Annotated in this window: 10 protein-coding genes; 7 read left to right on the top strand and 3 right to left on the bottom strand. The window is 64.8% G+C overall.

Going from position 1 to position 12,525, the window contains the following annotated elements; translation table 11 throughout:
• Positions 1-5 precede the first annotated feature (5 nt).
• Complete coding sequence (locus K359_RS0133255; protein WP_029083181.1) at positions 6-1,067, bottom strand: AraC family transcriptional regulator; 1,062 nt, start codon at positions 1,065-1,067, stop codon at positions 6-8.
• A gap of 243 nt (positions 1,068-1,310) precedes the next feature.
• Between K359_RS0133255 and K359_RS0133260 the strand changes: the two genes are divergently transcribed.
• The 5 genes from K359_RS0133260 (at position 1,311) to K359_RS0133280 (ending at position 7,034) form a co-directional block, all read left to right on the top strand.
• Positions 1,311-2,078: an enoyl-CoA hydratase/isomerase family protein gene (locus K359_RS0133260; protein WP_029083182.1), complete on the top strand. Its 768-nt coding sequence runs from the start codon at positions 1,311-1,313 to the stop codon at positions 2,076-2,078.
• A gap of 2 nt (positions 2,079-2,080) precedes the next feature.
• On the top strand, positions 2,081-3,292 hold the full coding sequence (locus tag K359_RS0133265) for a CaiB/BaiF CoA-transferase family protein (RefSeq protein ID WP_029083183.1): 1,212 nt from the start codon (positions 2,081-2,083) through the stop codon (positions 3,290-3,292).
• A gap of 189 nt (positions 3,293-3,481) precedes the next feature.
• Positions 3,482-4,900 (top strand): UbiA family prenyltransferase, encoded by a 1,419-nt coding sequence (locus tag K359_RS0133270; protein WP_029083184.1) that lies wholly within the window; start codon positions 3,482-3,484, stop codon positions 4,898-4,900.
• Positions 4,901-4,902: 2 nt separating this feature from the next.
• The gene (locus K359_RS0133275; protein WP_051346549.1) at positions 4,903-6,288 is read left to right on the top strand and encodes an FAD-binding oxidoreductase; all 1,386 of its coding nucleotides are present in this window, start codon (positions 4,903-4,905) and stop codon (positions 6,286-6,288) included.
• Positions 6,288-7,034 (top strand): SDR family oxidoreductase, encoded by a 747-nt coding sequence (locus K359_RS0133280; RefSeq protein WP_029083186.1) that lies wholly within the window; start codon positions 6,288-6,290, stop codon positions 7,032-7,034. The genes K359_RS0133275 and K359_RS0133280 overlap by 1 nt, the downstream gene beginning before the upstream one ends.
• Here K359_RS0133280 and K359_RS53705 read toward each other — a convergent pair.
• On the bottom strand, positions 7,015-8,268 hold the full coding sequence (locus K359_RS53705; protein WP_051346550.1) for a glycosyltransferase family 87 protein: 1,254 nt from the start codon (positions 8,266-8,268) through the stop codon (positions 7,015-7,017). The two genes, K359_RS0133280 and K359_RS53705, sit on opposite strands and share 20 nt — an antisense overlap.
• A gap of 264 nt (positions 8,269-8,532) precedes the next feature.
• Between K359_RS53705 and K359_RS0133290 the strand changes: the two genes are divergently transcribed.
• Positions 8,533-9,306 carry a tetratricopeptide repeat protein gene (locus tag K359_RS0133290; RefSeq protein ID WP_256375186.1) on the top strand — a complete coding sequence of 258 codons (774 nt, stop codon included), beginning with the start codon at positions 8,533-8,535 and terminating at the stop codon, positions 9,304-9,306.
• A 589-nt stretch (positions 9,307-9,895) separates the two neighbouring features.
• Here K359_RS0133290 and K359_RS0133295 read toward each other — a convergent pair.
• Positions 9,896-10,588, bottom strand: coding sequence for a hypothetical protein (locus tag K359_RS0133295; protein ID WP_035977574.1), 693 nt, complete (start codon positions 10,586-10,588; stop codon positions 9,896-9,898).
• Between the two features lie 343 nt (positions 10,589-10,931).
• Between K359_RS0133295 and K359_RS0133300 the strand changes: the two genes are divergently transcribed.
• Positions 10,932-12,455: an aspartate ammonia-lyase gene (locus tag K359_RS0133300; RefSeq protein ID WP_084518589.1), complete on the top strand. Its 1,524-nt coding sequence runs from the start codon at positions 10,932-10,934 to the stop codon at positions 12,453-12,455.
• Positions 12,456-12,525 lie beyond the last annotated feature (70 nt).

Here is a 12,525-nt window from a genome sequence, read left to right on the forward strand (position 1 = left end):
ATGCATTAGGTTTGCTCCCGCTGCTCCGGATGGCGAAAATCCGAAGGCGAGCGGTTGGTCCATTTCTTGAAGGCCTTTCGAAAACTGGTCGCGTCGGCAAAGCCCACGCGCTCAGCGACCTGATCGATTGCCAGATGGGTGTTCTCAAGCAGCTCGGTCGCCACCGACCGCCGCATCCCATCGACGATTGTCTGGTAGGACTGGCCGTCTTCCGCCAGCCTGCGGTGAAAGGTCCGCAACGAGAGCCCGAGCTGGGCAGCAATCTCCGGTGCGGCCGGAAACCGGTTGGGACTGTTGAGGCACGCGGCGCGAATCCGCCTGGCAAGCTCGGATTCGCCGGGACGCTCGGTCATCACGACGTCGCAGAGCTGCTGGCAGATCTTGGCAGTGATCGGATTTGCGTTCGGGCACGGCAGATCGAGAACCTTGGCGTCGAAGTGCCACTCCATGCGATCGGCAGCAAAGTCGATCGGGCAGTTGAACATCCGTTCGTAGTTGCGCCAATGCACAGGCGGCGCGAACGGAAAGATCATCCGCTTGGTCGGGAAGGGTGCTTCAAGCACGCGGCTGAACACCGCCGTCATCGAGCTGCGCCAGAATTCCGCGGCAAATGGCAAGAGCTCGCCGAGCGGATCGAGCCCATGGCTGCGCAGGATGGCGGTGGTGCCGTGCTCGATCCGGAAGCTGATCTGTCGCACGGCAGGCCCGGCCATGGTGATGTGATCGAGCGAGAACAACAGCGCCTCGCCAAATGTCCGGCTCGACACCAGCGCATAGCCGTAGATGCCGTAATCGCTGATGCGCTGCCGCGCGCCGGCGAGCAGTCCGATGTCGGATCGTTTCGCCAGCCTGATGGCGTTGCGATAGATCGCCAGCCGTTGGCGATGCGAGATGCGCGCGTGCGGATCTTCCAACTGCGTGGCATCGAGACCGGTGCGCGCGAACAGTTCGCGAACCGAGACACCCTGCGCCGCGAGCTCAGCGGCTAACGCACCGAGGCCGAGCAGGCTCTGCGTCGGTGCATCGGGATCGCTCGAGATCGGCATCACGATCTTGATCGGCTTCATGGCTTCCTCCGCGTCCACCTGGCACAGTTTGACAGGCGGATGAATCGGCTCTTCCGGCCGCTTGGCAATTTTCGACATCATAATTGGCAGAGCTTGACGTTGTCACGCTTGTTATGACGAGTGACATTCAAACCGTTGAGAACGGCGGGAACTGTGCAAAGCAGCCCGCGATGAGGAAACGCCAGCCGGCCGCGTTCTGCGGCTGAAGCCGGCTGTTGGCCCAGGATCGAGCGAGGGAACGGCATGACGATTGTAACTCACGAGATCGACGGCAAGGTCGGCGTGGTGACGCTGGCCAAACCGCCGCATAATCTGCTCGACGATCAACTCATCAATGCAGTGGTCGGCGCCTACCACGCGGTGGTCGCGGCCGGCTGCCGCGCCATCCTGCTGCGCAGCGCGATGCGGCATTTCTGCGCCGGTGCGGAGATGGCGTCCTGGGGAACGGGCACCAAGCTGCATACCGATCAGGCCGGGCTCGAAAAGGTCTGGCGCAGCCTCGAGGATGTGCCGGTGCCCACGGTCGCCGCCGTCAACGGCGGCGCGCTCGGCGGTGGCCTCGAACTCGCGTTGACCTGCGACATGATCGTCGCTGCCGACACCGCCTTCTTCGGCCAGGTCGAGGTGGCGGTCGGCTTGCTGCCGCTGCTCGGCGGTACCCAGCGGATTGCGCAGCGCGCCGGGATCGCGCGCGCCAAGGAGATCTCGATGCTCGGCCGGCGGCACACGCCCCAGACATTCGAGCGCTGGAACATCATCAATCTCGTCGTCCCGGAAGCGGAGCTTGCAGCGTCGTCGATGATCCTGGCCCGGCAACTCGCCGCGGGCCCGACCAAGGTCATCAACGGCATCAAGATGCAGGCGAACCTCGAGGCGCGCGGCGGCATCGCCGCCGCCGATGCGCGGCAGGTCGAGATCAACGACATGATCTGGCAGGCCAAGGACCGTCAGCGCGGTGCCGATGCCTTCTTTGCATCCGGTCCCGCAACCGCCGTCTTCGAGGGAGACTGACGATGTCCGCTGCACCGCTGCAGGGCCTGCGGGTGGTCGATTTCACCCGCGTGCTGGCCGGCCCGCATTGCACCAAGGCGCTGCGCGACCTCGGCGCCGAGGTCACCAAGATCGAGCCGCCATCCGGCGATATCGGCCGCGCCGGGCTGCCTTTTGTGAACGGCATGGGTCTGTATTTCGTGCAACAGAATGCCGGGAAGCGAAATCTCAGCATCGATCTGAATTACGCCGAGGCGCGCGAGATCGTCGCCAGCCTGTGCCGCGACGCCGATGTCATCGTCGAAAATTTTCGGCCCGGCACCCTGGCGCGGTTCGGCTTCGGCTATGACGACGTCCGCGCGTTTAACCCCGGCGTCATCTACGTGTCGCTCAGCGGCTACGGGCAGTCCACTTCCTGGCGAAACCGTCCGGCCTTCGCACCGACGGTGCAGGCCGAGACCGGCCTCACCTCAATCGTGCAGGATCATTTCGGCGCGGCATTGTCCGAACCGCGCGGCGATTCCTGCAGTCATGCTGATGTCTATACCGGACTGCAGGGCGTGATTGCCGTGCTCGCCGCGCTCCAGCATCGCAACCGGACCGGCGAAGGCCAGCATGTCGACGTGTCGATGGCCGCGACCATGCTGTCGGTCAACGAGCGCGCCGGCGCGATGCTGTCGGAGGTCGACACCGACGGTGAGCCGATCGCGCTCTCGGCCAACGAATCCCACATCTTTGAAATGTCCGACGGCACGCGGTTGACGATAGCCGCCAGCCCGATCTATTCGCCGATGTTCACGCGCTACTGCGCGATGATGCGGCGAAGCGATCTGCTGGCCGATCCGCGCTACGCCACCGCCAGGCTGCGCAGGGAAAACCTCGCAAGTCTGCTCGCCGAAATTCGTGCCTGGCTCACGACATTCGAAAACCTCGAGCAATTGCAGGCGCAGGTGAGCGAGGCGGGGCTTGCGGTCGGGCAGGTGAGAACCGTCAACGAATTCGCAAGCTCCGACTGGGTCAAGGAGTGGAATGCGGTGGTCGAGGTCGACGACCGCGCCGGCGGGCTGGTGCGCATGCCGGGCAACCCCTGGATCTTCAGCGGCTCGGAGCTGCCGTCCCCCGGCGTGCCCGCCTATCAGGGCGAGCATAATGAAGCCATCCTCGATGAGCTCGACGTCCCGTCCGAAACCGTCCGGGATCTGCAGCAGCGTGGCATCCTGCTCAGCCGCCGATAAGCGTTTCGGGCTGTCGTCCCGAAGCCGTCCGCGGGCCGCTGGCCGGCCGCCGTTTCGTCGCGGCCGGGAATTGGCCGCGAAGCCGCCCTGGCCGCGCCTGCCATTCCGCGCCCAAGTTCACCCGACAAGTTCACCCGGCGTTAGGGAAAGCCCGGGACAATGGGGAGGGGGCACCGGAACACCGCGCGCATGCGAGCTAGTTTTCCAGAATGGGTTGAGCAGGGCGATCGCGACGCCCTCCGCGATCCGTTGCCGTCAAGGAGCCGGCCGCTCGTTGTCGATGTCGACGAAGTCATGATCGGGGAAAGCTCTTTTCCGGCGGATTTCCCGTCCGGGATTGCCGGCCGCTTTCGCGCCATCGCTGCGGCGATTGCCACCGCCTTCGAACCGGAAGCGCGATCGGCGCATGTCGCCGGTGCCTCTCGCTTCGATCCGTCCCGCGCGCAATTCGACCGCGACACTGTGACGTTCCTGTTGCAGGTCTTGGGCGAAGGCCGCCCGGTCTATCTTTGCTCGGAAACTTACCCCGAGCCGTTCGTCAGCGCGGTTGCCGAGCATCTCGGCGTCTTCACCGCCTGGGCGGCCGCGCCGGGAAGCCAGTCGCCGGCCGCACAGAGCAACGACTTTCCTTCCGCGCTCCGTCAAGGTTTCGACTACATCGGCAGCGCGACGGCCGCACTGCCCGATTTCGCGTCGCCCGTGGCGCGCCCCGCCGCATCCGAGCCGGCCGCACCTCCGCGCGCCGATGTGCGCAGCTGGCTGAAGCTGTTCAGGGTGCATCAATACGCCAAGAACGCCCTCGTGCTGGTGCCGCTGTTGACCGCACACAAATTCGCGCTGGGGTCGGCCGCGACGTCGCTGCTCGCCGTGATCGCATTCTCGCTCTGTGCATCGAGCGCCTACATCCTGAACGACCTTCTCGACATCACGGCCGATCGTGCGCATCCGAGCAAGCGCAACCGTCCGATCGCAAGCGGCGCCATCACGGCGTCGCAGGCCGTCCGCGCGATGGCCCTGGCGCTAACAGCCGCATTCGCGATCGCCATGCCGATATCGATCGAGTTCGGTGGCGTCCTGCTCGGCTATTTTGCGCTGACCGCGTCCTATTCGCTCTGGCTCAAGCGCATCGCGACCGTCGATGTCGTCGTGCTTGCCACGCTCTACACCGTGCGCGTGATCGGCGGCGCGGTCGCGATCGACGTGCCGATGTCGGAATGGCTGCTTGCGTTCTCGCTGTTCATCTTCATGTCGCTGGCGCTGGTGAAGCGCTACACCGAGCTCGCCAGCCAGCCGGACGGCGCCGTGCTGGCGGCGCGCGGCTACCAGATCGAAGACAAGGCGATGGTCGCGATCCTTGCGGCTGCGTCGGGCTTCAACGCCGTCGTGATCTTCACGCTCTACATCTCGTCCGATACGGTTCGCGCGATGTACAGCCATCCGCAACTGCTTTGGGTCGGCTGCCCGATCTTGATGTACTGGATCGGCCGCGTGATGTTGTTCGCGCAGCGAGGCTTGATCGATGACGATCCGGTGATGTTCGCGCTGCGGGATCGTGCCAGCTGGGTCGCCCTCGGCGCGATCGGCGTCATCATGCTCGCCGCCATCTAGCGATGTCGGCGGTTGCCTTGCCAGAACGTGTGAGTGCGGCCTCCGATCCCAGCGGGATCCGTCTCTCCGGTTGGGGCAACTATCCCAAAGTGTCGACCGAGCTGCTGGCGCCGCGGACGCAAGCCGGCGCGCGTGACTATCTGCTTGCGCGCTCCGGCGTCGTGGCGCGCGGGGCGGGGCGCGCCTATGGCGATGCCGCGATCGGCACGCAGTCCACGATTTCGTCGCGCGGCCTGAACCGGATGCGGAGCTTCGATGCCGCCACCGCCCAATTGACCGTCGAAGCCGGCGTGACCATCGCCGACATCCTCGCCGCGTTCGAACCGCGCGGCTTTTTCTTAAAGGTCGTGCCCGGCACGAAATTCGTGACGGTGGGAGGCGCGATCGCCGCCGACGTGCACGGCAAGAACCATCATCGCGACGGCGGCTTCGGTTCTATCGTCGATTCCTTCCGCCTCGCGCTGCCGGACGGCGAGATCGTTAGCTGCTCACGGTCGGAGAACGCCGCATTGTTCGTGGCGACGCTGGGCGGCATGGGCCTGACCGGCGTGATGCTCGATGCGACGCTGCGGCTGCTCCCGATCGAGACCGCCTGGCTGCGGCAGGACACCCGCGTCGCCGGCCATCTCGATGCGGCGATCGATCAGTTGGAAAGCAGCGCATCGGCTACCTATTCGGTGGCGTGGATCGACTGCCTTGCGCGCGGCGCGGCGCTCGGACGGTCGCTGGTCTATCTCGCCGAGCACGCCACGCGCCGCGACAAGGATATGCTGGGACCCGATCTGGCGCCTTTCCCCAGCCCGCGCATTCAGCGGCTATCGGTGCCGGAGCTGTTTCCCGGATGGCTGCTCAATCGCGCGTCGATGCGGGCGTTCAACGAGCTGTACTTCCGCCGCGGCGCGGCGCGTCAGGGCGGGCCGCGGCTGGTCCATTGGGATCCCTATTTCTTTCCGCTCGATGCGATCGCCGACTGGAACAGGATCTACGGCCGGCGCGGCTTCGTGCAATATCAATGCGTGATCCCACTCGACCGCGCGCGCCGCGTCCTTGCCGAAATCCTGGACCGCGTATCGCGGCGCGGCGATGCGTCGTTCCTGGCCGTGCTCAAGCAGCTTGGCAATGGCGGAGGGCCGATGTCGTTTCCGCTTCGCGGCTATACGCTAACGATGGACTTTCCTGTGACCGATACGCTGTTCGCATTTCTCGACCAGCTTGACGCGCTGGTGGTCGATGCCGGCGGCCGGCTGTACCTCGCCAAGGACGCGCGGCAATCGCGCGCGACATTCGAATCCGGATATCCCGGCCTCGCGGCCCTGCGGGACATCCGGCGGCAGACCGGGGCGAATACGCGCCTCGCGTCGCATCTCTCAGCACGGCTTGGAATTTGATGACCGACACAAAATCAGTTCTGGTGATTGGCGGCAGCTCGGACATCGGGCACGCGACCGCGCTGCGCTATGCCAAAGAGGGATGGCGCGTGATGCTGGCGGCTCGCGATGTCGAGGCTGCCGAGCGCAACGCGGACGACATCAGGACGCGAAGCGGCGTCGAAACGTCGGTTCAGGCGCTGGACGTCTTGCAGACCGGGCAGCTTGCCGGCTTTGTCGCCGGCCTTCCTGTGCTGCCGGATACCGTCGTCTGTGTCGTCGGCGAGCTCGGCGACCAGACGCGCGCCCAGGCCGATCCGGAGCTTGCGACGACGATCATGCGCACGAATTTCGAGGCGCCCAGCCTGCTGCTCGAACGGTTCGCGCAAGCGTTCGAGACGCGCGGCTCGGGCACCATCGTCGGGGTCAGCTCGGTTGCGGGCGATCGCGGGCGGGCGTCGAACTACTACTACGGCGCGGCCAAGGCGGGCTTCTCGCAATTCCTGTCCGGCCTGCGCAATCGTCTGGCGCTCGCCGGCAAGGTCCGCGTCGTCACCGTCAAGCCCGGATTCGTGCGCACCAGGATGACGGCGCATATGAAATTGCCGGCTCCCCTTACCGTGCAACCGGATCGGGTTGCCGAGGATATCTTCCGGGCCGATGTCACGAAGCCGCGTGACGTGATCTATGTGGCCAGGCGATTCCGGCTGGTGATGGCCGTAATCTGCGCGCTGCCGGAGCCGATTTTCAAACGGATGCGCATCTGACACCGGCCTCGCTGATCGCTTCCGTTCTTGAACCGCGCAGCAGCACAATTCCGACAGTCAGCGCGATCAGCGGAACCATCGCGAAGCCGCCGATCGAGAGCACGTCGAGCCAGTCTGCGCCCTGGTGGGAGGTCGCCATTTGCGTCGCCTGCAGGTAGCCGGCCGCCCCGATCGGGACAGCCAAGGCGTAAATGATCCCCCGTTCCCACTCCCGCGCGCTCGCCAGCAGCGCCGGCAGCAACAGCGCCAGGCCGACGCTGAAGACCAGGAAATCGTAGTCGTAGGCATAAGGGCTGATGCAGACCGAAACGATTGCGGTGAGGCCGAGGCTCTCGCGTGCGGGCATCGTGCGGTAGACCGCAATCAGGACGACGGCGAGCGCCAGCACCGCGACGATGCCCTGGGCGACAAACGATCCCGACGCCGACAACCCCGCCGTTCGCAACGCCGCATAGATCGAGATCATGCGATGCATCGGATAGTTGCCTTGCTCCAGGAACACCGACGAATCGCGCACGCTCTGCAGGAACGCACTCCAGATCTCGAGGCCGAACACCGCAGTGCAGATCGCTGAGCTGATCAGCACGACGGCGGCCGCCGTCATCACGACGATCCAGGAGCGCCGCAGGATGGCGTAGACCGCAAGCGCGATGGCGAGATGCGGCTTGATGATCATCAGACCAAGCGCCGCGCCGGCGACGACTGGCCGCTCTTCAAAGAACAGGCAGACCATTCCGATCAGCGCGGCCGTGAGCAAGCCGTTCTGCCCGCAGGCCAACGTGATCCCGATCGTCGGAAAGAAGACGATCAGCACGAGCACGAACTGGCTTCCGGCAAGGCGACGCAGCACGGCGAGGTAAAGCGCCAATGTCGAGCCCGCGAACAACAGATAGGCGATCCCGATCGGGATCAGCGCAAACGGCGCGAGCAACAGGCCAAATTGCGGCGGATAGGTCCACGACATGAAGCCGTTGTGGCCGCCCGAGGCCTCCCGCTGGATGACGATGAGCTTCGCGAACCGATAGGCCTGGTCCATGTCGCCGAGCCACACCAGCTTTGCCGTGATGTAGAAGGCGGCAAAGTCGACAAGTTCGCGGCCATGCCCCAGCCCCACCTGCCACAACCACACCGCCTTCAGGACGATGGCGATGGCCAGCAACGCGAGGATTCCACGTGTGTAGGCGGTTCGCTTCGACGCGGTCGACTGAATTGTTTCGAGGGTTGTAGCGAACATCAAGCCGGGCCCTGTTACGGCAATTCAGGCTAGATTGAATAGGTTAAGCAGTCGAAAAACCGGACGGAACCGGGTGGTGCCAAGGTGCCCTGTTCGACTGGCGCGCGCGAGGGCCGTAGCGCTTCTCACGCAACTTTCGCTGGACGCTCCGTCGGCGCCAATGGTAACGGCTGAGATCACCATTTGATCGCGGGCCGCATGCCGAAACCTCCGCCTCCTTCCGCCAATCGCGGGCCCGGCCCATCCCCGGTTCTGCAACGCGCCGTGGTCGCGTTGCAGATGGGGCAGGTCGTCGAAGCCGAGCGGCTGGCGGCGGAGGTGTTGAAGGCAAACCGGACCGATGTCGGCGCGGCCACGATCCTGGCACGGGCGCTGATGGCCCAGAACCGCAACGAGGAGGCGATCGCGCCGCTCGAGCGAGCCGCCCGCCGCGTCGAGGATGCCGGTATCGAGACGCTGCTGGGCGTGGCGCTCGGCGCTGTCGGCCGCCGCAGCGAGGCGATCGATGTGTTGCGGCGAACCACCGCGCGGCGGCCGCCGTTCCTTCCCGCATTTCAGGAGCTGGCAGGGCAATTGTCCGCGGCCGGTCGCATCGACCAGGCGGTTGCCGTGATCGAAAGCGCGATCGCTCTCGCGCCTGGGACCCTCGAGTTGCAGATACTGCTCGCGCAGCTGCTGCCCGATTGCAATCAGCGCAACCGAGCGCGCGAGATTCTGGAGAAGCTGCGCATTGTGGCGCCGGGGCATCCCGCTATCCTGCCCGCGCTCGCGCGTGTGCTGCTGCTCGATGGCGAATACGCTGGTGCGGCGGAGCTCTATCGTCAGGTGCTCACGCAGCGCCCTGACGACCCCCTGACGCGTCTTAGCTACTCCGCCTGCCTTCTGGAAATGGGCGACCGCGCCGGCGGCGAAGCCAATCTGCGTCTGGCGTTGCGCGGCCGGCCGCAAATGATCGGCCGCACGACGGCCGCGCTGACCATGTCATCGCATGGCCGCTTCTTCTTCCGTCCCAGCGGGTTTGCAAAATTTCTGAGCTAGAGCGTTTTCCAGCGAAAGCCTGTCCCGGACCTGATCCGGGATGGACGCCGGTTGGCGTGAAGAAACGCGTCAAACAGGAATCCAGAGCTTCGGTTCTGATCCAATCAGAACCGAAGCTCTAGGCGGTCCAGGCGCTGCTGTAACCAGACTGGCAGTCTGTCATCGGCCGACTGGTTTGCATTGATGAGAGCGCAGTTGGTCGGCGTCGCGTCCCTGGCCGCATGCGGCGAGCCCCTGCTACAATGTCGTCCAGGCGAAAGCCAGCACCCATTACCCCAAATCTCAATTGTTGCGCGACGCTAGGATCGCGAATCTCGTTCATCACCGAATGCGGTGGTTATGGGTCCTGGCTTTCGCCAGGACGACGATATTTGCGCGGACAGCGCAACAAACTCACTGTCGTCCCGGCGAAGGCCGGGACCCATAACCCCAAATGTAAATTGCTGCGCGATGCTGAAACGACGAGTCCCTCTTACAACAACTGCTGCGGCGTATGGGTCCCGGCCTTCGCCGGGACGACGAACGGAGGGTGCGTGCACAACTTCACCCCGCTACCGAATGCGGCTGCGACGCGGCCGTGCGGCCCGATCTACGTCCGGAACTGCCGGCGATACAGCCCAGACTCGCGGGCGATCCTCTTGGACAGTTCCTGTGCCCGCGATGTTTCATCCGGCGTCATCGCCGCGGTCCGCGGGACCCAGTTTTCGCGTTTCACCGGGAAGCATTGCGCAATCGGCGTGCCCTTGGGCAACACGCCGTTGAAATTGGTGTCGTGCCAGCGTGCCGGGAAATGAATCCAGCTGTCGTGAAACAGATCGCAATCGACCAGGCCGGTCAGTGTGGTGAAGGGCAGGTCGAACCGATTGACCGGATGCGTGAAGAACAGCGAGTAGCCCGCCGGCGCCTCGATGGTCCACAGATTGACAAACTTGATGACGAAGCGGTCGGCCTCGAACAGCGGCGAGCCGACCACCTGGCTTTCGTCGTGGAATCCGACCGGCGAGCGCGGGAATTCGAGCTCGCGCCCGGGCGGAAGGTCGTTGTCCCATGTGATCGCGCCATTCTCGACCTTGAGATCGCAGACCAGCGGCAACAGGAAACCTGACGTCATCGCATCGACGAATGGCGGGCAGCGCTTGACGGTATCCTCCTCGCGATTGCTCATCGCATTGAAGGCCTGCGTCGGCATCGCCTTGAGCCATCCGGGAAGACCCAATGACGCGGGCACCGGCGGCGGAATTTTGCCTTCGAGCTCCGCTGGACAGCGGAATTTGATGGTCATCGCTTCGTTGTTGTTGGACACGGCTTTGGCCCTTGGTTCGTTCAATGTCGGCAGCGCCCTTGCGCCAGTCGATGCTGATCTAGCACGCGATGACGCCGCGGAGAAAGCAGCCGCATCTGCCGCGGGGCGGAACGCGGTATGCAGCTATAAGCTGTTGTTATCATGACGGATAAGGCAAGTCCTCTATTTCGCGCTTCGGCGCACGCCAATGCTGCTTTTCACGCGTCGTTCCGTTCACCGGTGTGCAAGACTCTGCCGACAGGCATTGGCTTTCGATGCCTGTCGGGCGCATCATGGCCGGTGTCGCTGACGACAGGATTTGCAAGAGGTAACGGAGGGACCGATGGCCGAATCGAAGGTTGAGACCGCCAACACCGCAGGCGCCGGCGAGAGCGGCGGCGTGAGCGAGCTCGCGATCGCAACCGTCCGCACCGTGCCGATCGAGCAGGCGCAGTCTCGCACCGAGCACGATCTGCTCGGCGAGGACGATGTGCCGGCCAACGCGCTGTGGGGCATCCATACCAAGCGCGCGGTGGTGAACTTTCCGATCACCGGCGTGCCGGTCGGCCATTTCCCGGAATTCGTCCGCGCACTGGCGCTGGTGAAGCAGGCGGCCGCCCGCGCCAACAAGCGGCTCGGCTATCTCTCGCCCGAAAAGGCCGATGCGATCGATAAGGCCTGCACCCTGATCGCGACCGACAAGGTCTATGCCGAGTCTTTTGTCGTCGATGCGATCCAGGGCGGCGCCGGAACCTCGACCAACATGAATGCCAACGAGGTGGTCGCCAACGTCGCGCTGCGATTGATGGGCAAGAAGCCTGGCGATTATCACACGCTGCATCCGAACGACGACGTCAACATGGCGCAATCGACCAATGACGCCTATCCGACCGCGCTGCGGCTTGCGGTGATCTTTGCCACCCAGCCGCTGGTGCGCGCGCTGGATGATCTCGCTTATGCCTTCAAGGGCAAGGCGGTGGAATTTGCCGACGTTTTGAAGATGGGTCGCACCCAGCTCCAGGACGCGGTGCCGATGACGCTCGGCCAGGAGTTCGACGCCTTCCACGCCACCGTGAAGGAAGACGTCGCACGGCTGAACGAGATCTCCTCGCTGTTCCGCGAGGTCAATCTCGGCGCCACCGCGATCGGCACCGGGATCAATGCCGACCCGCGCTACGCCGCGCTTGCGGTCGAGGAATTGTCGCGGCTGTCCGGCCAGCCGATGGTGCTGGCCTCGAATTTGATCGAGGCGACGTCCGACCTCGGCGCCTTCGTGCTGTTTTCGGGCGTACTCAAGCGCGTCGCGGTCAAGGTGTCGAAGATCTGCAACGACCTTCGCCTGCTGTCGTCGGGGCCGCGCACCGGCATCGGCGAGATCCGTCTGCCGGCGGTGCAGGCCGGCTCATCGATCATGCCCGGCAAGGTCAACCCGGTGATCCCCGAGGTGGTCAACCAGGTCGCTTTCCTCGTGATCGGGCACGATCTCACGGTGACGATGTGCGCCGAAGGCGGCCAGCTCCAGCTCAACGCGTTCGAGCCGACCATCGGCTACTGCGTGCTAAGCTCGCTGCGGATGCTGACCGCGGCGATCGATACGCTGACCAAGCGCTGCGTCGACGGCATCGAGGCCGATCGCGAGCGCTGCCGCAGCCTGGTGCAGGGCTCGATCGGCCTGATCACGGCGCTGGCGCCGGCGCTTGGCTATGAGGCCTCATCGCGCGTGGCGCGCCGTGCGCTGAAGGAGAACCGCTCGGTCGCCGACATCGTGCTGGAGGAAAAGCTCCTGACCGAGGCGCAGCTCAACGAGTTGCTCGAGCTCGAAGCCATGACCCGCCCGGCGCGCCGGCAGCCGGTACCCAAGAGTTGAGGTGAGATGCGAAGATCCATAAGCCGGAAGCACGGAGCCGCCACTCGTCATGCCCGGGCTTGTCCCGGGC

The organism is Bradyrhizobium sp. th-b2 (assembly GCF_000426785.1).
Classification (GTDB): Bacteria; Pseudomonadota; Alphaproteobacteria; order Rhizobiales; family Xanthobacteraceae; genus Bradyrhizobium; species Bradyrhizobium septentrionale.